The organism is Pedobacter jeongneungensis (assembly GCF_039538295.1).
GTDB lineage: Bacteria > Bacteroidota > Bacteroidia > Sphingobacteriales > Sphingobacteriaceae > Pedobacter > Pedobacter jeongneungensis.
The window spans coordinates 357846-379481 of record NZ_BAABBY010000005.1; the positions used below are offsets into that span (position 1 = coordinate 357846).

Genomic DNA, 21636 nt, shown 5'->3' on the forward strand with positions numbered 1-21636 from the left:
TTTCTCCACTTCGGTCGAAATGACGATCGCGCTTAAACCTATTAGATTTTTAAAACCTGGTAGATTTACAATTTATTATTTCTTCAGCTTCGGTATTCTGGTTGGTGTATCCGTTCCGTTTACAATGGTTACAGCGCTTTTAGCAATGGCTTTGATGGTAGAAAGGATATTCTCTACATCTAAAGAGCTATACTCATCTTTCACGCTGTGGTATAATTTATCGATATCAATTTTATCGGTACTAATGGTGTGTGCCGGAACGCCTAAAGCGGCTAAAGTAGCATTATCACTTCTGTAAAATAAGTTTTGATCCGGATATGGATCCGGGTGGAAAGTAAATTCCGTTCCAGCTAAGTTTTTCTGTAAAATCTTGCCAAAATCCGATCTTTCATAGCCAGTAATAAATGCGGTGTTTTTTCCAAATTTCGAATCTTTACCGATCATTTCGATATTGAACATGGCCACAACATCATCAGGATTTAGTTTTTCTGAGAAGTATCTTGCACCAAAACCACCAATTTCTTCTGCTGTAAAAGCAACAAAGATTAAAGTACGTTCGTTATTTTTTTGTGCTTTGTAATATTTTGCCAGGGCAATCATTGCGGTTGTGCCCGATGCATCATCATCGGCGCCGTTAGCAATACTATCACCTTCTACAGGTTTTAAGAAGCCTAAATGATCATAATGACCAGAGAAAACCACAATTTCTTTTGCTTTAGATTTACCCGGAATTACGCCTGCTACATTGAACAATGGCATTTTAGTTACCTTGTTTTTAAAAGTGGCTGAAAAATCTGTTGCAGCATCCTTACCTAAAACAAAAACCTGTACAGCACTGGTTGTTTTTTTAATATCTTCTTCATCAACAGTTGCCGGTTTACTGAAATGATCCCTGTAACGGTTAAAGAGATCTGCAAATTTACTGTCGACCAAAACAATCTGACTCTTTTCTGCATTGAGCATAGCCCTGAACTGAGCTACAAAAGGCTTTTCGGGGTCTAACTTAACTACTGTGGCATTCGATTTATCAAGTGTAATATTTTCGGTGGTAGTGCCCGTAACCATTAAATTTTCCGGTGCAATTTCCTGTCCATCTATTTTAACAATGGTACTTTGGTTGGCTACCTGGTATTTGTTAAAAGTCTGGCGGAATGTTTTTTCTCCCGTTAGAGGCTGTAAACCGATTTTTTTAAATTCTGACTCAATAAATGTAGCTGCTTTATCAATGCCCGGGGTAAATGTTGCACGCCCCTGCATATCGTCTGCACTTAAAGTTTTAATCAGGTGATCGGTGTACTCACGCGTGATGATTTTATCAATATTTTGCGCCCTAAGCTGCAAACTTGCCATTCCGACAAGGGTAAAGAGGAATATTTTCTTCATATAATAAGTATAGAGGTGTGAATTTAGGGAAAATTAAGGTTTTTGACTGATAGTTGTCTGATTTTTTAGTTGATGGCCTGATAGTTCGTAGCCTTATTGGTTTATAGTTGATGGTTTTTTTGTTCATAGTTCTATTTTACTTTGCAACCTTGAAACCTTTCAACATTACAATTTACCCTGATCTATTAAACCATTCGCCCCCTCATCCCTCTCACATTATCCATCTTCCATCTACTCCCCATCCCAATCATATTTCTCCAGGTCGCGGTAGGCTTTTCCTTTAATAATTTCTTTCTTTTTGGTTGATTCGGAATCTACCCTGGTTTCGTGGATGTTATCGGCCACTTCGAAGTGGAAATCCTTGTCTTTTTTAGAGTGATAAATCGCTACCTCATCACCATCTGATATGGCATAATCATAAGGTCCGCGGGCGCTCATGAGTTTTACAAAAACCGGCAAACATTCGAAGAAAATAAATAGCAGTCCGATAAAAGTAACTGCAATGGCTGTATTGTTATCGCTGGTGCCATCTACATTAAATTTAAGCTGACCTAAAGCCCAGTTGCGGTCGGCAAAACCTGCAATATCCGATAAACTGTCTAATTGCTTTTTGGTGTACAATTTCTCGGTAAACAAACCATCAAATGCTTTGCGTTTATCTACAAAACTTTCTGATTTACTGATGGCAGCTTTTAACGAATCAAGCTCTGTGGTTCGCTGTGCAATTTCTGCTTCCTTACGTTTGGCATAAGGACCATAGCCCATCACCCCCGATGTTTCAGTGGTTTTATTCCCGAAAATCTCGAAATTAAGCTTTTGTCTGTCCGCTTTGATGCCTTTTTCAAGTGAATCCCTGGTGGCTTTCTGCTGATTTAACCTGCCAAATTCTACCTGGTATTTTTTCTCGAATGCTTTGTTCAAAGTATCAATTTTGGCCCGCTGACCATTAAGGTAACTTACTTTTAAGCGTTCTTTAATCTCTTTATCAAAAATTTTAAGCTCAATTGGGCGCGATATCACCATACCGATCATAATGGCCAGTAAAATACGAGGCGTAGCCTGGAGCAGCTGTTTGTTGGTGCTTGCGCTTTTATTAATGCTCGATACAATGTAACGGTCCATATTAAAAATGGCTGCACCCCATAAGAAACCAAAAATGATGGCGAAAATTACGGCGAGATCGGTGCCCTTAAATACAAAATACATGGCGTAACCGCCAGAAAGTGCTGCAAACAAGCCCGTAAAAAAGATGGTGGCACCAATGCCGGTATATTTATTTTGTTCCGAAGGGTATTTCTCGAGCGTTGGGATGTGGGCGCCAGAGCAAAACCAGAAGAAACGGTTCAGTTTGTCCATTTGTAACTATTTATATTTAAACGCCTAAGGGTTTCAGTTGTTACAGTTTTAAGCAAAATTTTATGGCATTTTTTTGATGGGGAGTGTAAAGCTGATTTTCCTATATTTGCATAAATACATTTAATAAAATGAAAGAAATATCGGTACAAGAACTAAAAGAGAAAATCGATAACAAAGAAGATTTTCAACTAATTGATGTTCGTGAAACATTCGAATATGAGGTTTCCAATCTTGATGGTGAGAATATCCCTTTGGGCGGAATTTTAATTGAAGCGGATAAGGTTGCTAAAGATAAACCGGTAATTATTCAGTGCCGTAGCGGAAAAAGAAGTGCAGCAGCAGTAATGCAGTTAGAGCAACAGTATGGGTACGACAATCTTTATAACCTAAAAGGTGGTATTTTAGCCTGGCAAGAAGCTTTTGACCCGAATATGCAAGTATATTAATGATAGAATGAAGGAATGATAGGTTGAGTGAATGTTTAATCAGTCTATCATTCCAAATTTAGCATTCACTCGTTCAATTCCTCTCGCATTCACTCATTCTATCATTCAATCCTTCTATCATTCAATCCTTCTATTGTGGGTAAAAAATTTGCTTTAAATATCTTTTATAACCTCGCCATTATCCTTTCCATTTTTGGATTGGTTTGGTGTTATAATAACCATAAATACCTGCCTGCAGCGTTTTTGGTTGGTGTGGTTTGCTGCTTGTTTTATTTCAAGTATCAGTTAACTAAAGCGCTTAGAAAAAGTTTTAAAGAAAAAGATCAGAAGTAGATCCTTCTAATCCTAAACCGGGTAAATTTTTCAAAACATATTTTCCGTTTTCAAAATCGGGATCGGTAAATGGGTTGTTTTTGGTGAGCCAGGGCCCGTCTAAATCGGCCCAGTTGCATAATGGTGCTAAAGCGGCTGCGGCTAAAGTGGCGCAACTGGTTTCGCTCATACAGCCGATCAGTACTTTCATGCCAAAAGACCGGGCTTTTAAAATCATCTGATGGCCTTCGTACATGCCACAGCTTTTCATTAGTTTTACATTAATGCCATGATAAGCCCCTTTAAGTTTATCCATATCGGCTAAACGCTGCACCGCTTCATCTGCCAGTAATGGAATCGGACTACGTTCAGTAAGCCAGGCATTTCCTTCAATATTATTTTTATCCATCGGTTGTTCAATCAACACCACGCCCTGGTTATGCAACCAATAAATTAAGTCGATTGCTTTTATTTTATCTGCCCAGCCCTGGTTTGCGTCTACATAAAGGGGTACGTTGGTTATGCTGCGGATGGTTTCAATAATTTCCTGGTCGTTATCCCTGCCCAGCTTTACTTTGATCACTTTAAATGCTTCGGCATCTTTCAGTTTTTCGCGGATTACTTCTGGGGTATCAATCCCGATGGTGTAAGAAGTTACGGGCATTTTTGCCGGGTCGGCACCATAAATATCGTAACAGGGCTTGTTTAATAGTTTGCCTTGAATGTCGTTAAGTGCAATATCGATAGCCGCTTTTATCGCAGGTTGGCCAGGCGCAAGACTATCTAAATAAGCAATAATTTCTTCAAAATTGAATGGAAAATGGATTCTATCCCAATCTACCAGTTTAAGAAAATTACCTGCACTTTCGTAGTTTTCGCCCATGTATGGCACCATAGAGGCCTCTCCATACCCCACAACACCTTCGTGCTCGATCTTTAATAACATTAAAGGGGTACTGGTACGGGTAAATTTCGAAATCGAAAAAGGATGTTTTAACTCTAACTCAAATTGCTTGCAACTAATTTTCATTATCAATCGTCTTCTAAATAAATGAGGTAATTGTCGTCTTACAAATTATCTTTGTTTATTAACGCAAATATTCCTGCCATGAAAAACATTTCAAGATTACGGTATTTTATTTATTTATCCTTAATAATTATTGGAGGATGTACCACAGGGAAAAAAGCCTTGCAAAAAGGTGATTATGATGCTTCGGTTGAAAAATCGGTAAGCAGGTTGCAAAACTCGCCAAAAAACAGCGAAGCAATGGAAGTGCTGAAAACGGCCTATGGACTGGCTTTGCAGGGTCATTTGCGGAAAATTGACGAAGCCAAAATGTCGAACGATTTGTTCAGGTGGGAATCGGTGATGTACGATTATCAAAAAATTAATCAGCTGGCCGATGATATCAATAGCTGCCCTGCCTGTTTGGCGATCGTTCCAAATCCTTCAAAATACATTGCCGAACTGGCTGATAGTAAATATAATGCTGCCGGTGCAAGGTATGGTTCAGGTTTGGGCTATTTAAGGGAAAATAACCGTCAGTCCGCAAAAAAAGCGTATTACGAGTTTGAGAAAACAATAAACCTTCAGCCCGATTATAAAGATGCCAAAGCAAAAATGGAAGATGCTTACTGGGCCGCAGTAACCAGGGTTGTGGTGCAACCGATTATTGTAAATAGCAGCTTGTATAAGTTAAGTGCTGATTATTTTCAACAGCAGATTGATCAGTATATTGCAAAATACTCCAGAAATAAGTTTGTGATTTTTTACGGTGAAGAACAGGCTACCAATCAAAAAATTGTTCCCGATCAGGTATTGAGTTTAAATTTTGATGATTTTGTAGTGGGCCAGACTTATGTAAAAGAAAGGGTTGAAAAACTAAAACGCGATAGTGTGGTGATTGGCGAAACCCGCGATAAAAAACCGGTTTATGGTACGGTAAAAGCCACTTTAAGCATTTTTGAAAAAAACATTTCCTCTTCAGGCTTACTGGATATGAGCATTACCGATTGGAAAACAAGAAAACTGGTGCACCAGCAGAAATTTCCTGGCACTTATGTTTGGAGAGATAGCTGGGCCAGTTATAAAGGCGATGACAGGGCTTTAAGCAACCAGCAATTGGCCATCACCAGAAGGAAAGAACAATTGCCGCCGCCACCAAGTGCGCTGTTTTTAGAGTTTACCAAACCAATTTACAACCAGTTGGTAGAGGATATCGGGTATTATTATAATAATTACTAGACTTCACCCACCTCACCCTGTTAAGGTCGCTGGTACCGCAATGTCTTTTGTCTCCCTCTCCTGCAGGAGAGGGAAACGGTGGACACTGCTATACTACTGCCACTCACAGGGTGAGGTTGTAATCCCTGCGTTAAAATAAAACATCGTTGCTTAGCCCTTAAAATATAATGGCTAATATTGCAGTGATGAATACCGGCTTATACAATCCTTTCCAGAATTTCGATTTTTTATATAAAACCTGCTTTTTAAGTGGTAAAACCTTTAATTCTCCTGTTATTCAGGTGCCTTTGCTACCAAAATGGCTGTTGGAGCAGGCAGGTTTAAGCGGCGAAGAGCAGATCCAGTTTTTGGATGAAAGCATCCGTTCGTACAACACCCTGGTGATTCCGGTAAACAGTGAGGTAAATGAGCAGTTTTTAAATCCGCTGGAAGCTAAGATCGAAGCGGCTTTTGCAAAAGGTTACGATGCGGTTGCTGCGTTGCCGGAGCTGGATCTTTTTAACTGGATTGGCAAGTTTTTATATGGTTTTGTGTACATCGAAATGCATTCAGCTTTGCGCAAAGAAATGACCGCTGATGGTTTGAATATGTCGCAATCGTTAATGATGAAATTTGCCAACCTGAATTTCATGATGCAAAACCTTTACACAGACCTGGAGTTTGAGGATTTTTCGCCATGGTCTATCACCGTTGTAAAATTGGAGAATGAGGAAACGCCATTCAGCTTCCGCGATGAAATTAATACGCTCACTTTCTCTTTAAAAATGAAAGATTTTGGCATTATTGCCTGCCTGCAGGATAATGGAACCAATAAACGCTACCATCAGGACATTATTAACGAAGTAAAAGGTAAAGCTTTAACGGCTGAACAATTTGAAGAACTGAGTGCCCGTTTTTATTATTCAGCCTATCTTTTTAACCGCCTGCCCGAATATACTTTTATGCCTGTTGAAGGCACTACTTATATTGAAGCGATGCCTTTACGCGGCAACATGACCAAACCGCTTTTTGATGTCTGGCAAAATAAAATATATGCACAGGTACTGGAAAATTTCTGGAAACCGTGGGGTTACGTGGTGTTCGAGATTATTAAAAACCCTGAGGAGCCGATGAGTTTCTTTGAGAAACCTTATTTGCCAACTGCAGGGTAGGTTTTATCTAGGCGTGATCGTCATTTCGAGCGGAGTGCAACGCAGCCGAGAAATCTGTGTTGATAGATCTCTCCCCGCCTGTACGGGCAGGCATTCCACTGCGTTCCAGTCGAGAGGACGAAGTTAAACTACCTCCCGCCGGTTAACATGGTAATAAAGTTCTGCAAAATACCCGGAACGCAAATAATGGTAAAAATCAATCCGGTTAGCGCCCCGAAAAAGTGTGCATCGTGGTTGATGTGATCTCTGGAATTACGTGAAGCGTAAGCACAATAAATTAAATATAAAATCCCAAAAACTACGGCAGGAATTCCGATGGGAATAAACATGATGTAAATTTTAGACATCGGATTAAATAAAATATAACTGAAAAGTACTGCACTAATGGCGCCTGACGCCCCTAAACTATTATAGTTAAAATGATCTTTATGTTTAAAAACTGTAGGCAGATCGCTTAACACCAAACCCAAAAAGTAAAGTATTCCAAAGCGCCAGCTTCCCATTAAACTTTCGAGTGTAAAAGCGAAAGCGTAAAATGTAAACATGTTAAAAAATAAGTGCATCCAATCGGCGTGCACAAGTCCGCTGGTAATTAATGTATATACATTCTGTCCTTTTGAAACGCTGTATGGGTGCAGCATAAACTTTCCGTAAATCGAATGATCGTAAAAAGCATACAGACTGGTAATGATGGTAAAAACAAAAATTAACGAGGCAACTGGTGCCATATTGAAATATTCCATTGGGGTTATTTTAAATCAAGTTTTACGTCTGTTAGCAAACGGGCAACCGGATATCTGTTATGTGTTTTTTCGTAATAATCAGAATTTTTATACACAAAATCAAGTTGTGCAGCACCATTCTTGGCAAATTCAGGATCTGCTGATTTTTTGGCTTCCAGAGCACTTCTCAGTTCCGGGTTGTTTTTCAGCAATTCTGTTGCGGTATCTTCAAACACATAAGCCGAATAATGCTCTTTCATATCCAGGATAGAATCGAAAAAATTCCAGTTGAAATAAGAATCGGTAGCCTGCGGTTCTAAGGTTTCAATAATGTAACGGTTAACTGGCTGGTTAGCGTACACTGCAAAATCGCCGGCATAATACTGCAGGTTCTGTTTTACGGTATTCAATTTTACGGCCGAATGCAGGTAATGCCCTTCGTAAGGCCTGGTTCCTGTTTTAAAATCACCGATGTAATAACTTTCTACCGCAATTTTCTGATCAGATTTTAGTTCCCTGACTTTAACATTATTCAGTTTAAGCAGCGCGATTACACGGTCCCAGGCTTTTGGAATGATATAAGCCACCGGCTTTTGCACAGAAATTGCCGGCTCGAACTTATTCCATTCTTTTATGGTTTTGGTGTAAGGTTTGGTGCGGTCGTAATATAAACGATCGGTGCCACTTACTGTACTGGGTTTCTGTCCGGCCTCAAAGCCTTTAAACGTTAAATCGTTTACTTCCGTTTTATTTAGCTTCCAATCTAAGGGAAAATCCTTTTGCATTGCAACAGCTTCATCGGCTTTGCGTTTATTCTCCCCGATTACCCTGGCATCACGTTCAACAATCTGAATATAGCTTTCCAGAAGCTTATAAGTGGCATCCACGCGTAAATCGTATGATTTTAGCATATGCGTTTCTGGCATAAAACCAATGGTATTATGGAGCGTGGTATAACCTGTTGAGTAACGCGGTGGATCAATAAATCCGGTTATTCCCGTTTCCGGGGTTTCGCCGATCGAATTTACATAAGGAATCATCGGATAACCCGTTTTCTCCATTGCGGTGTACAAATCAGGTACCAAAGTTTGGGTTAAATAACCGGAAAGTATGGGATTTAGCTTATCCTTTTGGGTGGGAATAAGCGTCATCACATATTGATAGTCGGCACCATTGCTGGTATGAGTATCTACAAATATTTCAGGCTGCCAGGTGTTAAAAATAAGTTGAAATGCAGCCGAGTTTTTTGAATCGGTTTTAATAAAATCGCGGTTCAGGTCGAGGTTTTTACTATTGCCCCTAAAGCCATAGGCAAGCGGTCCGTTCTGGTTGGCCCTCGAAGTACCTGTGCGGTTAAAGCTTCCGTCTATATTATAAAGTGGAATAATGCAGATGACTACATCTTTAGGGAGTTTACCATCTTTGAGCAGATCACGGGCAAGCATCATCGAAGCATCTATCCCTTCAGGCTCGCCTGGATGGATCCCGTTATTAATCAATAAGACTCTTTTATTGCTTTTTCTGATCTGCACCGGATCGAAAACCTTATCACGTGATAAAACCAATAGATGTAAAGGTTTTCCAAAATCTGTATTTCCGTAGGCAAATAGTTTTGCTTCAGGATAATTTTTAGCCAGGTTTTCGTAATAAGATATTGCTGCAGTGTAGGTTGTGGTTTCGGTCTTTCCGCTTAATTCGAAAGGTGTTTTTTGTGCGATGGCTTTTAGCCTCATCGATAGCAAACATAACACAAAGAATTTTCTCATGCCTTAAAGCTAAGAAATGAAATGCTGTTATTAAAGTGTTTTACGATAAGATTTAATACTGCCCAGCATGTACTTAAAACCGATGGTGTAAGTGTTGTACACGTCGGGAGAGTAGTTTTTAAATTTGGTACTCGAATCGTTATAACCGTCTAATCCCTCTCCAAAAGTAAAATTCGATTGCGCATTGATATTGATGATATACCTCATGTAACCATAACCATCATTAATGAAATAGTTAAAGCCAAAGTTTATAGGCACCAGCAGGTTATTGCTTTTATCTTGTCCGGGGAAAGGACCATAACCAGGATCATAAGCTGCCCAGCTTGGTTTGTACCTTACAATATCAGTAATATTGTTGTTTACAACACCAACACCGAGCCCTAAATACAGGCCTCTTATATTATATAAAAACTCGCTTTTATCATAGTCAACCACTTCACCAAGCATCAATTTAACGTTAACAGAGAGGGTTTTATATTTGTTTACAAACTGACGGTTGTGCGGATCGGTTTCAATGTCGCCGCCCTGAACCATTCCATACTGCCCTTCGAGGCCAAATGTTACAAACGGGGTGATATGATAATCGAATACGCCATAGGCTGTGTAGCCAAACCCTCCTTTGTAAACGTCGGTATAAGATTTGTTCACTCCACCACCAAAACCGTACGACATTTTAAAATAGTTGGATTGGGCAAAAGAAAAACTTCCAATAAAAACAAGCAAAAGGGTTATATAAGTAGCTCTCAGCAAATTAAAAATCATATCGTTTTTTTACAAAAATAATATGTTTATCGAATATCTATAACTTTTACCTTTGAATTATGAGCACATACAGCAACTTTAACAAAACTTTAGAAGCGCGTTTTATCAAATATGCAAAGATTGATACGCAATCTGATCCCAATTCTCCAACTTGTCCATCAACCTCAAAACAAAAGAATTTAGGAAGAGAATTGGTGCAGGAACTGTTAGAAATCGGTGTTTCTGATGCAGAAATGGATGAAAATGGATATGTATATGGCACCATTCCTTCCAATACACATAAAGAATTACCTGTAATTTTTTTCTGCTCGCATATGGATACTTCGCCGGATTGCAGTGGTGAAAATGTAAAGCCGATTATTCATGACAAATATCAAGGGCAGGACCTGGTTTTGCCTGATGATCCTAAAATCGTAATCAGGATGGCAGATCATAAAGATTTGAAGCACCAAATCGGAAACGATATTATTACCGCCAGCGGTACTACTCTGCTGGGCGCAGATAATAAAGCTGGTTTAGCCGAAATTATGGAAGCTGCGGCCTTTTTTATGAAAAACCCGGATGTAAAACACGGAACCATTAAAGTTCTTTTTACACCTGATGAAGAAATAGGCAGGGGGGTAGATAAAGCTGATTTAAAAAAACTGGGTGCCGATTTCGGCTATACTATAGATGGCGAAACCCTGGGCTCTATTGAAGATGAAACTTTTTCGGCTGATGGTGCCACCCTTAAAATTTATGGCGTAAGTACACACCCTGGCTTTGCAAAAGGAAAAATGGAAAGTGCAATTAAAATCCTTGCGGAAGTTTTAGACACCTTACCAAAAGATAGGCTAACGCCTGAAACAACACACCAAAAAGAAGGTTTTATCCACCCGGTAAGCATGCACGGGCAGGTAGAGGAAGCCGAGGCGCAGTTTATCATCCGCGATTTTACCAATGAAAAACTTGCTGCTCACGGTCAGTTTTTAGAAGAAACGGTGAAGCAGGTGATGGCGAAATATCCAAAATCGAGTTACACTTTAGAGATCAAAGCACAATACCGCAACATGAAAGAGGTGCTCGATCAGCATCCAAAAATTGTACAGTATGGTATTGAGGCCATTGAGCGTGCCGGCGTAGTAGCCAAACAACAAAGTATCCGTGGCGGAACCGATGGGTCGAGGTTATCTTACATGGGTTTGCCTTGTCCGAATATTTTTGCCGGCGAACATGCTTTTCATAGCAAACAGGAATGGGTAAGCGTACAGGATATGGAGAAAGCTGTGCAAACCATTATTAACATAGCTTGTATCTGGGAAGAACGTAGTTAGTTTGGAGTAGGGCGTTTGGAGTCACATTCACTTAAAAATCAAAATGAAGGATACAGTTCTAGGGCGTAATGACTCCAAACGCTCAACTCCGAGCTCCCAACAGAACAGGATTTATTTTTAATAAAAAACATATCTTTCTGAACATCTTTTCCCTAATTTAGATTGCAAATGATTACTCTCGAAAACGACTATATAAAAGTTAGCCTGGCGGCTAAAGGCGCAGAATTGCAAGGCTTATTTAGCAAAGAAACCGGATTGGAATATTTATGGAATGCGAATCCCAAATATTGGGCAAAGCATAGTCCTGTTTTATTTCCTATTGTTGGCTCATTAAAAAACAACAGTTTTAATTATCAGGGTAAAAACTACGAATTGCCACGGCATGGTTTCGCACGCGATCATGTTTTTAATTTCGAAAAAATAAGTGAAACCGAAGCTGTGTTTACTTTAACCCAAACAGATGAAACCTTAAAAATTTATCCTTTTTATTTTGGGCTGAAACTTAAATATCAATTGATAGACAGGAAGTTAAATTTAACTTATGAAGTAATTAACACAGGTACTGAAGAACTTTTATTTTCATTGGGTGCACATCCCGCGTTTGCCGTTCCCAATACACCAAACACGGTTTACGAAGATTATTACCTCGCATTTAATACAGATGAAAAGTTAACTTACTGGAAGCTGGATGATGGTTTAGTGGCTGATGAAACCGAAAACATTGAGCTGAGTTATCATAAATTAAACCTTAAACACGAGTTGTTTTATAACGATGCACTGGTGTTTAAAACTTTGCAAAGCAATTGCATTAGCTTATTGAATACCAAAAACGATTATGGTCTTCACTTCCATTTCGAAGACTTTCCTTTCTTTGGGATATGGGCGGCAACAGATGCTCCTTTTGTGTGCCTGGAACCCTGGTGCGGTGTGGCCGATGGCGTTAACCACGACCAGGAACTGGAACATAAAGAAGGCGTCATTAAGTTAGCGGCTGGCGAAAAATGGTCGAGGTTTTGGGAAGTAGAGTGTTTTTAGGCTGATTTTCAGAAGCTGCTCATTTCTTAATCTGGTTTAAGAAAGTTATGACATACAGGCGCTAAATTGCGCATATTCTATTCACTTAAACACGATGAAAAACACGCCACATTTTGCTCAGTTATTTCTTAGGCTCGCTTTGGGCATTGGTTTTATATTGCCTGTAATGGATCGCTTTGGCTGGCTGGGCGCACCGGGTTCGCCAACTGTGGGCTGGGGTAGCTGGTCGATATTTGTAGATTATACAAATTCACTTATGCCTTATTTAAGCCGCGCACTGGCCAATGTTATGGGCATTATTGCCACAGCCGGTGAATTGATTTTTGGCATATTACTAATTATCGGTTATAAAATTAAACTGGCAGCCATCGGCAGTTTTTTACTTACGCTGGCCTTTGCCTTATCGATGTTTATTTTTGCGAATTACAGGGCACCATTTAATTATTCGGTTTTCGTGGTAAGTGCTTCGAGTTTGGTGCTGGCAACTTTGCCAGGCTATAAGTGGAGTGTGGACGGCATTAAATAAGGGTTTTGACACAGATGTGCACAGATAAACACAGATTTGTAATAGCGAGCCCGGAAACCATATAATATGCTCCCGGCTCTGTGTACGTCAAGCCTTTCCTCTGTGACCTTGGTAGTAAAAAAGCAAAGACAGAAAATTTAAAGCGATAACCTGCTCAAAGTTTCTCTGGTTACTCCAAGATAGGATGCAATAAGGGTTTTCGAAATCCTTTTCTGTAAAGACGGATACTGGTTGCGCCACTGCTTATAGCGCTCACCCGCGTTATTGCTCAGCAAGGCCAGTACCCTTTTTTGCAAGGCCATGTTGCCTGTAGTGTATTTTTTTCTGAAAAAGTATTCCATTTTACGGGAAGAAGCGCAGAGCTTTTCTTTATTTTCAAAAGAGATCGAAAGGGTTTCTGTATCTTCAATACAATCCACGTTTAAGGTAGCCGGCATTCCTGTATTAAAAGCATTCGGATCAGAAAACCACCATTCTTCCATGGCCAGCTGTAAAATATATTCTTTGCCCTCATGGTCGGTATAAGAAGATTTTACAATACCTTTTACTACAAAATGTTCCTGACTGGCAACATCACCTGCCTGGATGATATACTGGTGTTTTTTGTATTTCCGCTTTGTAAAAAAAGATTCTGCATACTCAAATTCCTCATCTGTTAAACAAACGATCTGATGAATGTGCGCCCTTAAAAAATTTGTTTCCATGTTTCTCTGATACCAAAGGTAATATTTCTTGAAGATTTATAATCCTGGTAAAATTGCCGCTCAACATAAACGTGACAATCATCACAATAAAATAGTGATGTATGTCCTTTTCCAAAGTTATGCCTTGCATTATGTTTGCAGAACACAAACACACAAAACCAACCTAAAACACACAAATGAAACTTAAATTATCAGCCGTGATGGTCATATTGGCCTATTTAATTACTCAGAAAGCAAATGCCCAGAGCCTGGCTAAAATGAACTGGTTTAATGAACCCGGGAAATGGGAAATTAAAGATAAAAATACCTTTAGCATGTTTGTTCCGGCCAAAACCGATTACTGGCGCATTTCGCATTATGGTTTTACGGTTGATGACGCACCTTTTTATTATGCCACATATGGCGGAGAATTTGAAGTGAAAGTAAAAATTACCGGAAATTATGTAACTACTTTCGACCAGATGGGATTGATGCTCCGCATTAATGAAGAAGAATGGATTAAAGCCGGAGTAGAGTTTGTAAATGGAAAACAAAATGTAAGTGCTGTGGTAACACACAAAACCAGCGATTGGAGCGTGGTGGAACTGGAAAAAGCACCGGCATCAATCTGGATAAAAGCCGTTAGAAAACTGGATGCTGTAGAAATTTTCTATTCATTAGATGATAAGAAATATACCATGCTCCGTACCTGTTATTTTAAAGATAATGCCCCGGTAATGGTGGGTTTGGTAGCCGCCTGCCCTGATGGTAAGGGCTTTAATGCCACTTTCGAAAATTTTAAGGTCACAACTACACCCGATCAGCGCAGATTGGATTGGGCCAGGAAACAACAGAATTAATAGTGTTCTTAATGTACCGTCATTTCGAGCGAAGTGCAACGTAGTCGAGAAATCCGTCTAGATAGATCTCTCTCCCGAACCTTCGGGACTGCGCTACAGTCGGGATGACGATTTTTCTATTGCAACGCCTTAACTAAATCCTTAAAACCTGGCCTGTTTAACGGTAAGGTATCCAAACAAGCATCTCTAAGTTTGCTGATGGTTGCATAAACCTCTTCATTCACTTCATCATCTTTTAAAGAAAGTAAGTCATCAAGTAAATAGCCATAAGCACTTACCTCTATCCTTTCGAGCGCCATGGCCGGTTGAGCTGTTTTATCGTAAAAACTTGCTGCACCAAAATCACCGAATAAGGTACTGCCTTCCTCATCAATTAAAGTGTTGTGCGCATATAAATCGCCATGCATGATGCCAGCCTCATGTAATTGGGCTGCTAACGAGGCAATGGTTTTTGCTATACTAACTATTTGTTTTTCTGAAAGTTTCCTGTCGGCAGGGAAAACATCTCTGGTGCAGCTTTCTAAACTGGGCGGATGGCCGAGGTTATAAAAATGATGCGGAATCAGGTCCATCACCAATCCTTTTTTATCTTCCGGATGGTGGGCAATCTGACCGATCAGGTTTACCAAACCCGGATGATAACCTGCAGCAATATAGGCCGTCATTTCATCTTCCGGCAGGCCGTCGCTGGTAACATCGCCCTTAAATATTTTAACAGCCACTTCACTCGTTTCGTCTCCGATGTTTCTGTTTGCTTTCGAAATCACGCCCGAAGCGCCTTCGCCCAATAAATGGCTGATTTCTAAATCATGCCAGTTGATTAATGAAAGTGTTTCAACAGCTGGCGTTTTACTAAAATTATTTCCCGAAAATGCAATCCACGATAGTTTTGGCATTTCTGTAATCCATTGCGGCAACTCATGCAATTTATTCGCCGCAATTCGCAATAATGCCAAATTTCGGCAATTAGCCAATTCTTCGGGCAGGGCCGATAAGCGGTTTCCCGACAACATCAGCTTTTGCATCCGTTTACAAAGACCGATTTCCTCAGGCAGTTCGGTAATGTTATTATTAGTTAAAATTAACCAGCGCAGATTCGGGTTGATCGACTTTGACGGTACCGTTTTAATCTGATTGGATTTAAAACCAACGATATCCAGTAAAGGGCAATCGGCTAAGGCCTCAGGTAAAACTGTAAAAAGATTTTCCGAGCAAAAGAAAATTTTCAACTTCTTTAAACGACCAAAATCTTCAGGTAGTGCACTTAATTTGTTAAATGATAAATCCAGCACTTCCAAAGTATCCGCAAGCCCGAATATTTCTTTTGGAAACTCACTCAGGTTTTCAGAAAGTTTTAACGATACTGATCCATTGAGTTCGCCATTTTGAAGTGCCAACAAGCTTTGCATAGGGTACTGATTTTAATTTGAAACGAAGATAACGCTATATATTTTGTTTTAAAGATGAATTGTATGTGCTATATGAATTTGATCCAGAAAATATTCATCGTGCGATATCACCAGAAGCGTTCCCTGGTATTCATTAATGGCACTGGTTAAAATCTCAACATTTTGAATATCAAGGTTATTGGTCGGTTCATCCAGGATGATCAGATCGGGCGATTGGTTGCTGATCGTTAACGAACAAAGGATCAGCCGCATTTTTTCGCCGCCGCTTAAGGCTAAACAAGGTTTGTTCCAGTCGGTTTTGCCAAATAAAAACCGGTTTAAACGGATTTTTACCTCATGTTCCTGCAGTGCACCTGAGTTATATTGCTGTGCCTGTTCGTAAACCGTAAGGTGATCGTCAATTAACGAATAATCCTGATCAATGTACATTGAGCTGATGTCGGCTTTGTTTAAAATCCCTGTTAATGGCTTTAGTTCGCCTAAAATAATCCTGATCAGCGTAGTTTTGCCCGAACCGTTCCGGCCTTTGATCACATAACGCCTGCCACTAAACACCTGAAAGCTGATGGGCTCCTTCCAAAGCAGCTGATCGTAAAAGCCAAAATTGATTTCCCTGGCCTCTACAATACTTTTGCCCTTGTGTAATGTAGCCTGATTGAAACCGATTTTCATTTTATCCGTATCTGGCAATGCAGACCGAAGCTGGCTTAACTCAGAAGAAATATGACCAAGTTTCTCCGCATGCACACCCTTCAGTTTTGCCGTGCTTTTTTCTGCATTGTTTTTTAACGTATTCATCGAGATGGTCGGCAAACCGGCTTTTTCCTGCTTCTTTTTCCCCCGGGCATCGAGTTTTTGCTGACGCTCTATTGATTCCCGTTCTACTTCTTTCGCCTTGCGGAGTGCCTTTTCTTTGGCTTTTAAGTCGTTGTTTAACGCATCGTTTTCAATCTTTTTCTGTTCAGCGTAGAAATCGTAATTACCACCATAAACGGTTATTCCCCTTGGGGTGAGTTCGCAAACTTTATCGATCAGGTTCAATAACATACGGTCGTGACTTACCACAACCAAAGTATTTCTGGTCGATTGGATATAATCGTATAATTGATTCCTGCCTTCCAGGTCCAGATGATTGGTCGGTTCATCCAGTAAAACAATTTCCGGGCGGTGGATGGCGATGCCAGCCAAAAATACGCTGGTTTTTTGTCCTCCGCTTAAACTTTCCATCTTTTGGTTTAAATCTAAATCGTCCAGGCGCCAATAACTTAAAGCTTCTTCGCAACGCTCTTCGATGGTCCAGTCATCATTGAGCAGCGACATGTTTTCTTCACTTACTTCTCCATTAAGGATTTCATTCAAAGCTTTCAGTTTATCTTCAATTTTAAGGGCCTGCGCAATGGTAAAATCATTAAACTGACCAAAAAGCTGTGGAACATAATAAGGCGTCGATTCTGCTTTAACATGTCCGGAAGTTGGCATGAGGTTGCCTGCCAAAATTTTTAAAAGTGTCGATTTTCCTGCGCCGTTATGGCCAATAAGTGCAATTTTTTCGTATTTGTTGATGGTGAGATTTAAATCTGAAAACAGTAAATCTCCGTTAGCATGGATATAGCCAGCCGCTTGTAGATTAAGCATAAATTTCTTTTTTACCGGTAAATAATTGCAGTAACGGAACCGTTCTGCCTGTTATCTATTTTCTGAAAAGAAATGAATCTTACATTTATCGGGTGATTTGGTGATGATGCAAAGATAAGAAAAGTTCTGTGTTTGCGAAGAGGGGGTGGAGTGGTATAGTTCGATGTAGAGATTTTGGCAGAAAAGTGCCGTCATTTCGAGCGGAGTGCAACGCAGTCGAGAAATCTATCTAGGTAGATCTCTCCATTCCACTATGTTCCAGTCGAGATGACGAATCGATGATATCTCAATCATAAACTATAGATTTTATCTATATCGATTTTTATTTGCATTAGAAATTTAATCGCATATATTTACAAAAAACTTTAGGGGTGCCTACGTGCTGAGAAATACCCTTTGAACCTGATGCAGTTAGTACTGCCGAAGGGAAAAGTGAAAGCAATTACAATTGCTGTCTTTTCGATCTCCATTTTGGGGCAATCTCTATAGTTTTTCCAATTTTTTAAAATATGGAAGTAACTATCAACAATCAAAACCATCAACTCAACGAAGCCTGTTCCATCGAACAAATGCTCGCTGCTGTTATTTCAACCGGTACAGATGGCCTGGCCATAGCCGTTAATCAAACCATCATTTCCAAATCTGTTTGGGATACCCACCTGTTAAATCCAGGCGATCAGATTATACTCATTAAAGCCACACAGGGGGGGTAATGGGAGGATTGAATTGAGAGAATTTTGCAATGATTGAATGGAAGATGCAGTCTAATCAATCACTCATTCAATCCTTCTCTAATTTGGTCATTCGCTCATTGGGTCATTCTCTCATTCAATCAATCAATAATTCCCTCACTCTATCAATCACTCATTAGCCATTCTATCACTCAAATATGAAACAAGAAAAAACACCAAACCAGGAAGTCATCAGTCGTAGCCCATTTCCGGCTTCGCGAAAAATATTTGTACCCGGAAAAATCCACGATATCCAGGTGGCGATGCGCGAAATCAGCTTAACCGAAACGAAAATCCACAATGGATTTGGCCTCACTGAGCCAAACCCACCCGTAACCGTGTATGATACCAGCGGACCTTACACCGACCCCAATGCCACTATCGATGTAAGAAAAGGGCTTCCGAGGTTAAGGGAGCAATGGATTAAAGACAGGCAGGACGTTACCCAGCTTGATCAGTTATCTTCTACCTATGGGCAACAGCGCCTGGCCGATACCAAACTCGATGTTTTACGTTTTAACTACACCAATAAACCTTATAAAGCCCAGCCGGGTGCTAACGTATCGCAGATGCATTATGCAAAAAAAGGCATCATTACAGCCGAGATGGAATACATTGCCATCAGGGAAAACCAGCAGATCGAACGATTAAATGAACAATTGGGCGATCAGCATGAGGTAATGAACCACCAGCACAACGGCAATAGTTTTGGTGCCAATACGCCAAAGGGCTACATTACACCAGAATTTGTACGGGCAGAGGTTGCGGCCGGACGTGCGGTAATCCCCTGCAACATTAATCACCCTGAACTGGAACCGATGATTATCGGGCGCAATTTCCTGGTAAAAATCAACGCCAACATTGGTAACTCGGCCGTTACCTCTACCATTGAAGAAGAAGTAGAAAAAGCCGTTTGGGCCTGCCGTTGGGGTGCCGATACCATTATGGATCTTTCTACAGGGAAAAATATCCACGAAACCCGCGAATGGATTATCCGCAATTCGCCTGTGCCTATTGGTACCGTTCCCATTTATCAGGCTTTAGAAAAAGTGAACGGAAAAGCCGAAGACCTGACCTGGGAAATCTTTCGCGATACCCTGATTGAGCAAGCCGAACAAGGCGTAGATTATTTTACCATCCATGCCGGCGTACTGCTTCGTTATGTGCCTTTAACCGCTAAAAGAATAACCGGAATTGTTTCGCGTGGCGGATCGATCATGGCGAAATGGTGTTTGGCGCATCATAAAGAAAACTTCCTTTATACCCATTTTGAAGAAATCTGTGAGATCATGAAAGCTTATGATGTAGCTTTTTCTTTAGGCGATGGTTTACGGCCGGGTTGTATTGCCGATGCCAACGATGCCGCACAGTTTTCGGAACTCGAAACCCTTGGCGAACTGACCAAAATAGCCTGGAAACACGATGTACAAACCATCATCGAAGGTCCGGGGCATGTACCGATGCACCTGATTAAAGCCAATATGGAAAAACAGCTCGAACATTGTTCGGAAGCGCCTTTTTATACCTTAGGTCCGTTAACCACCGATATTGCCCCGGGTTACGACCACATTACCTCAGCCATTGGTGCTGCGATGATTGGCTGGTTCGGAACAGCGATGCTCTGTTATGTTACACCTAAAGAACACCTGGGTTTACCAAACAAAAAAGATGTAAAAGATGGGGTAATTACCTATAAAATTGCTGCACATGCAGCCGATCTGGCTAAAGGCCATCCCGGTGCACAATACCGTGATAATGCCTTAAGCAAGGCAAGGTTCGAATTCAGGTGGGAAGACCAGTTCAATTTATCACTCGATCCGGATACGGCAAAAGAATTCCATGATGAAACCCTGCCTGCAGAAGGTGCTAAGATTGCGCATTTCTGTTCAATGTGCGGACCAAATTTCTGTTCGATGAAAATAACGCAGGATGTGCGCGAATATGCTGCGCAGCAAGGGGTAGAAGCAGACGAAGCCTTAGCCAAAGGTATGCAGGAAAAATCGAAAGAGTTTACCGAAAAAGGAAGCGAAATTTATTCTTAACCCGCAATGGAACTGATCGTAATTGCCAAACCAACTGTTTTTAAGGAAGAAAGTAATCTTGTGAATCAGCTTTTCGAAGCTGGTTTACAGGTTTTTCACCTGCGTAAAGAAAATGCTGATGAGGCAGCTTACCGGAAAATAATTGAGGGAATTTCACCCGAATACCATCCGCAGATCGCTTTGCATCATTTCCATTCGCTGGCCAACGATTACGATATTAACCGGATCCACCATACCGAGAGTTTCAGAAAAGAAATTAATAATGGATCATTACCTGAAAATAAAATTTACAGCACTTCTATCCATCACTTAGCTGATATAGGGCAGATCGGGCAGTATGATTATAGCTTTTTCAGTCCGGTGTTTAACAGTTTTTCCAAGCCGGGTTATCAGGGTGTAATTCCGGCAGATTTCCGTTTGGATAAACAACAGGTCAAGCCGAAAATCATTGCCCTTGGTGGCATCGGTTTAAACGAAATTGATCGGATAAAAGCGATGAATTTCGATGGTCTAGCACTACTGGGCAGCATCTGGAACGATCCGTCGCAAGCCATCATCACTTTTAAAAAAGCACAGGCAAAATGCCAGGCTTATGCTCAAAATTTAACAATACAAACATGATTCAGCCTTTACAATATATCTCACAGGCCCCTAAAACCGGTACCCATATCGACGCCATTGAGCAGGTGCTCCGGGCTGGCGGAAAGTGGATTCAGCTCCGCATTAAAAACCAGGCCGAAGCCGAAATCCTCCCTTTTGCAAAAGCCGCACAGGCTTTATGCGAAAGTTATGGTGCCAAGCTGATTATCAACGATTATCCGCACCTCGCCAAAGCGGTAAACAGCTATGGTGTGCACCTAGGTTTGCAGGACATGCCTATCCCGGAAGCCCGGAAAATTATCGGAAAACACCAGATTATCGGGGGTACCGCCAATACTTTTGCACATATTCAGCAAAGGGTAGCCGAAGGAGCCGATTATATTGGTTTAGGACCATTCAGGTTCACGCGGACAAAAGAAAACCTGAGTCCGATTGTAGGCCTGGAAGGTTACCAGAAATTAATGGAACAGGTAAAAAAAGTGGGTATCAGTACTCCAATTATTGCCATTGGTGGTATCGAAGCCGAAGATATTCCGGCAATTCTCGAAACCGGAATTTACGGAATTGCCATATCCGCAGCGCTCACCAATCAAACACAAACGGCTGCGGTTTTGGAAGAAATCAGCAGCAAATTCAACATTCATTCCATTTAAAAATTA

The 21636-nt window shown here is 40.6% G+C and carries 21 protein-coding genes and 1 riboswitch; of the genes, 12 read left to right on the forward strand and 9 right to left on the reverse strand.

All coding sequences use genetic code 11. The features are described from left to right. Nucleotides 1–75: 75 nt before the first annotated feature. Together ABD769_RS11800 and ABD769_RS11805 are read right to left on the reverse strand one after the other, a co-directional pair. Nucleotides 76–1383 carry a M20/M25/M40 family metallo-hydrolase gene (locus ABD769_RS11800; protein ID WP_344851615.1) on the reverse strand — a complete coding sequence of 436 codons (1308 nt, stop codon included), beginning with the start codon at nucleotides 1381–1383 and terminating at the stop codon, nucleotides 76–78. 231 nt (nucleotides 1384–1614) lie between these two features. Further along, nucleotides 1615–2739, reverse strand: coding sequence for a DUF4407 domain-containing protein (locus ABD769_RS11805; protein WP_344851616.1), 1125 nt, complete (start codon nucleotides 2737–2739; stop codon nucleotides 1615–1617). A gap of 128 nt (nucleotides 2740–2867) precedes the next feature. Here ABD769_RS11805 and ABD769_RS11810 point away from each other — a divergent pair, with 128 nt between their 5' ends. Further along, entirely contained in the window at nucleotides 2868–3185 is a 318-nt protein-coding gene (locus ABD769_RS11810) for a rhodanese-like domain-containing protein (protein ID WP_344851617.1), read from the forward strand. A 135-nt stretch (nucleotides 3186–3320) separates the two neighbouring features. Continuing rightward, a complete protein-coding gene (locus tag ABD769_RS11815) occupies nucleotides 3321–3518 on the forward strand; it encodes a DUF6358 family protein (RefSeq protein WP_344851618.1) in 198 nt (65 codons plus the stop codon). On the opposite strand, the gene ABD769_RS11820 is transcribed toward ABD769_RS11815, so the two are convergent. After that, entirely contained in the window at nucleotides 3496–4527 is a 1032-nt protein-coding gene (locus tag ABD769_RS11820) for a dipeptide epimerase (protein WP_344851619.1), read from the reverse strand. The two genes, ABD769_RS11815 and ABD769_RS11820, sit on opposite strands and share 23 nt — an antisense overlap. A gap of 78 nt (nucleotides 4528–4605) precedes the next feature. Between ABD769_RS11820 and ABD769_RS11825 the strand changes: the two genes are divergently transcribed. Together ABD769_RS11825 and ABD769_RS11830 are read left to right on the forward strand one after the other, a co-directional pair. Next, on the forward strand, nucleotides 4606–5742 hold the full coding sequence (locus tag ABD769_RS11825; protein WP_344851620.1) for a hypothetical protein: 1137 nt from the start codon (nucleotides 4606–4608) through the stop codon (nucleotides 5740–5742). A 167-nt stretch (nucleotides 5743–5909) separates the two neighbouring features. Then, nucleotides 5910–6893 carry a hypothetical protein gene (locus ABD769_RS11830; protein ID WP_344851621.1) on the forward strand — a complete coding sequence of 328 codons (984 nt, stop codon included), beginning with the start codon at nucleotides 5910–5912 and terminating at the stop codon, nucleotides 6891–6893. A 128-nt stretch (nucleotides 6894–7021) separates the two neighbouring features. Here the strand turns inward: ABD769_RS11830 and ABD769_RS11835 are convergent, their stop codons facing one another. From ABD769_RS11835 to ABD769_RS11845, 3 genes are read right to left on the reverse strand one after another with little or no spacing between them, the layout of a single operon-like run. Next, a complete protein-coding gene (locus ABD769_RS11835; RefSeq protein ID WP_344851622.1) occupies nucleotides 7022–7636 on the reverse strand; it encodes a rhomboid family intramembrane serine protease in 615 nt (204 codons plus the stop codon). A 5-nt stretch (nucleotides 7637–7641) separates the two neighbouring features. Then, on the reverse strand, nucleotides 7642–9381 hold the full coding sequence (locus tag ABD769_RS11840) for a M14 family metallopeptidase (RefSeq protein WP_344851623.1): 1740 nt from the start codon (nucleotides 9379–9381) through the stop codon (nucleotides 7642–7644). Nucleotides 9382–9411: 30 nt separating this feature from the next. Next, nucleotides 9412–10143 (reverse strand): hypothetical protein, encoded by a 732-nt coding sequence (locus tag ABD769_RS11845; protein ID WP_344851624.1) that lies wholly within the window; start codon nucleotides 10141–10143, stop codon nucleotides 9412–9414. 59 nt (nucleotides 10144–10202) lie between these two features. Between ABD769_RS11845 and pepT the strand changes: the two genes are divergently transcribed. The 3 genes from pepT (at nucleotide 10203) to ABD769_RS11860 (ending at nucleotide 13017) form a co-directional block, all read left to right on the forward strand. Then, the gene (gene pepT / locus ABD769_RS11850; RefSeq protein ID WP_344851625.1) at nucleotides 10203–11456 is read left to right on the forward strand and encodes a peptidase T; all 1254 of its coding nucleotides are present in this window, start codon (nucleotides 10203–10205) and stop codon (nucleotides 11454–11456) included. A gap of 168 nt (nucleotides 11457–11624) precedes the next feature. Then, entirely contained in the window at nucleotides 11625–12491 is an 867-nt protein-coding gene (locus tag ABD769_RS11855) for an aldose 1-epimerase family protein (protein WP_344851626.1), read from the forward strand. A 94-nt stretch (nucleotides 12492–12585) separates the two neighbouring features. Beyond that, the gene (locus tag ABD769_RS11860) at nucleotides 12586–13017 is read left to right on the forward strand and encodes a DoxX family protein (RefSeq protein WP_344851627.1); all 432 of its coding nucleotides are present in this window, start codon (nucleotides 12586–12588) and stop codon (nucleotides 13015–13017) included. Nucleotides 13018–13154: 137 nt separating this feature from the next. Here ABD769_RS11860 and ABD769_RS11865 read toward each other — a convergent pair whose 3' ends face one another. After that, nucleotides 13155–13721 (reverse strand): Crp/Fnr family transcriptional regulator, encoded by a 567-nt coding sequence (locus ABD769_RS11865; RefSeq protein ID WP_316826460.1) that lies wholly within the window; start codon nucleotides 13719–13721, stop codon nucleotides 13155–13157. 176 nt (nucleotides 13722–13897) lie between these two features. Between ABD769_RS11865 and ABD769_RS11870 the strand changes: the two genes are divergently transcribed. Then, entirely contained in the window at nucleotides 13898–14560 is a 663-nt protein-coding gene (locus tag ABD769_RS11870; protein ID WP_344851628.1) for a DUF1349 domain-containing protein, read from the forward strand. A 116-nt stretch (nucleotides 14561–14676) separates the two neighbouring features. Here the strand turns inward: ABD769_RS11870 and ABD769_RS11875 are convergent, their stop codons facing one another. Together ABD769_RS11875 and abc-f are read right to left on the reverse strand one after the other, a co-directional pair. Then, nucleotides 14677–15969, reverse strand: coding sequence for a leucine-rich repeat-containing protein kinase family protein (locus tag ABD769_RS11875; RefSeq protein ID WP_344851629.1), 1293 nt, complete (start codon nucleotides 15967–15969; stop codon nucleotides 14677–14679). 48 nt (nucleotides 15970–16017) lie between these two features. Next, nucleotides 16018–17604 (reverse strand): ribosomal protection-like ABC-F family protein, encoded by a 1587-nt coding sequence (gene abc-f / locus ABD769_RS11880; protein ID WP_344851630.1) that lies wholly within the window; start codon nucleotides 17602–17604, stop codon nucleotides 16018–16020. Nucleotides 17605–17961: 357 nt separating this feature from the next. Next, nucleotides 17962–18050: riboswitch (TPP riboswitch) on the forward strand. 63 nt (nucleotides 18051–18113) lie between these two features. Here abc-f and thiS point away from each other — a divergent pair. The 4 genes from thiS to ABD769_RS11900 all read left to right on the forward strand — a co-directional run bounded on the left by thiS (nucleotide 18114) and on the right by ABD769_RS11900 (nucleotide 21630). Beyond that, on the forward strand, nucleotides 18114–18317 hold the full coding sequence (gene thiS / locus ABD769_RS11885) for a sulfur carrier protein ThiS (protein WP_344851631.1): 204 nt from the start codon (nucleotides 18114–18116) through the stop codon (nucleotides 18315–18317). 176 nt (nucleotides 18318–18493) lie between these two features. Further along, on the forward strand, nucleotides 18494–20377 hold the full coding sequence (gene thiC / locus ABD769_RS11890; RefSeq protein WP_344851632.1) for a phosphomethylpyrimidine synthase ThiC: 1884 nt from the start codon (nucleotides 18494–18496) through the stop codon (nucleotides 20375–20377). Between the two features lie 6 nt (nucleotides 20378–20383). Then, nucleotides 20384–20998 carry a thiamine phosphate synthase gene (locus tag ABD769_RS11895; RefSeq protein WP_344851633.1) on the forward strand — a complete coding sequence of 205 codons (615 nt, stop codon included), beginning with the start codon at nucleotides 20384–20386 and terminating at the stop codon, nucleotides 20996–20998. Further along, nucleotides 20995–21630 carry a thiamine phosphate synthase gene (locus tag ABD769_RS11900; RefSeq protein ID WP_344851634.1) on the forward strand — a complete coding sequence of 212 codons (636 nt, stop codon included), beginning with the start codon at nucleotides 20995–20997 and terminating at the stop codon, nucleotides 21628–21630. Before ABD769_RS11895 ends, ABD769_RS11900 begins: the two co-directional genes overlap by 4 nt. Nucleotides 21631–21636: the final 6 nt, after the last annotated feature.

Bases quoted from the DNA above. Each gene is read 5' to 3' on its own strand.
- ABD769_RS11870 (WP_344851628.1), top strand. From the start codon at position 13,898: ATGAAACTTAAATTATCAGCCGTGATGGTCATATTGGCCTATTTAATT.
- abc-f (WP_344851630.1), bottom strand. From the start codon at position 17,604: ATGCTTAATCTACAAGCGGCTGGCTATATCCATGCTAACGGAGATTTA.
- ABD769_RS11800 (WP_344851615.1), bottom strand. From the start codon at position 1,383: ATGAAGAAAATATTCCTCTTTACCCTTGTCGGAATGGCAAGTTTGCAG.
- ABD769_RS11835 (WP_344851622.1), bottom strand. From the start codon at position 7,636: ATGGAATATTTCAATATGGCACCAGTTGCCTCGTTAATTTTTGTTTTT.
- thiC (WP_344851632.1), top strand. From the start codon at position 18,494: ATGAAACAAGAAAAAACACCAAACCAGGAAGTCATCAGTCGTAGCCCA.
- ABD769_RS11810 (WP_344851617.1), top strand. From the start codon at position 2,868: ATGAAAGAAATATCGGTACAAGAACTAAAAGAGAAAATCGATAACAAA.
- ABD769_RS11865 (WP_316826460.1), bottom strand. From the start codon at position 13,721: ATGGAAACAAATTTTTTAAGGGCGCACATTCATCAGATCGTTTGTTTA.
- ABD769_RS11825 (WP_344851620.1), top strand. From the start codon at position 4,606: ATGAAAAACATTTCAAGATTACGGTATTTTATTTATTTATCCTTAATA.
- ABD769_RS11895 (WP_344851633.1), top strand. From the start codon at position 20,384: ATGGAACTGATCGTAATTGCCAAACCAACTGTTTTTAAGGAAGAAAGT.
- ABD769_RS11820 (WP_344851619.1), bottom strand. From the start codon at position 4,527: ATGAAAATTAGTTGCAAGCAATTTGAGTTAGAGTTAAAACATCCTTTT.
- ABD769_RS11830 (WP_344851621.1), top strand. From the start codon at position 5,910: ATGGCTAATATTGCAGTGATGAATACCGGCTTATACAATCCTTTCCAG.
- ABD769_RS11900 (WP_344851634.1), top strand. From the start codon at position 20,995: ATGATTCAGCCTTTACAATATATCTCACAGGCCCCTAAAACCGGTACC.
- ABD769_RS11845 (WP_344851624.1), bottom strand. From the start codon at position 10,143: ATGATTTTTAATTTGCTGAGAGCTACTTATATAACCCTTTTGCTTGTT.
- thiS (WP_344851631.1), top strand. From the start codon at position 18,114: ATGGAAGTAACTATCAACAATCAAAACCATCAACTCAACGAAGCCTGT.
- ABD769_RS11875 (WP_344851629.1), bottom strand. From the start codon at position 15,969: ATGCAAAGCTTGTTGGCACTTCAAAATGGCGAACTCAATGGATCAGTA.
- ABD769_RS11805 (WP_344851616.1), bottom strand. From the start codon at position 2,739: ATGGACAAACTGAACCGTTTCTTCTGGTTTTGCTCTGGCGCCCACATC.
- pepT (WP_344851625.1), top strand. From the start codon at position 10,203: ATGAGCACATACAGCAACTTTAACAAAACTTTAGAAGCGCGTTTTATC.
- ABD769_RS11840 (WP_344851623.1), bottom strand. From the start codon at position 9,381: ATGAGAAAATTCTTTGTGTTATGTTTGCTATCGATGAGGCTAAAAGCC.
- ABD769_RS11860 (WP_344851627.1), top strand. From the start codon at position 12,586: ATGAAAAACACGCCACATTTTGCTCAGTTATTTCTTAGGCTCGCTTTG.
- ABD769_RS11855 (WP_344851626.1), top strand. From the start codon at position 11,625: ATGATTACTCTCGAAAACGACTATATAAAAGTTAGCCTGGCGGCTAAA.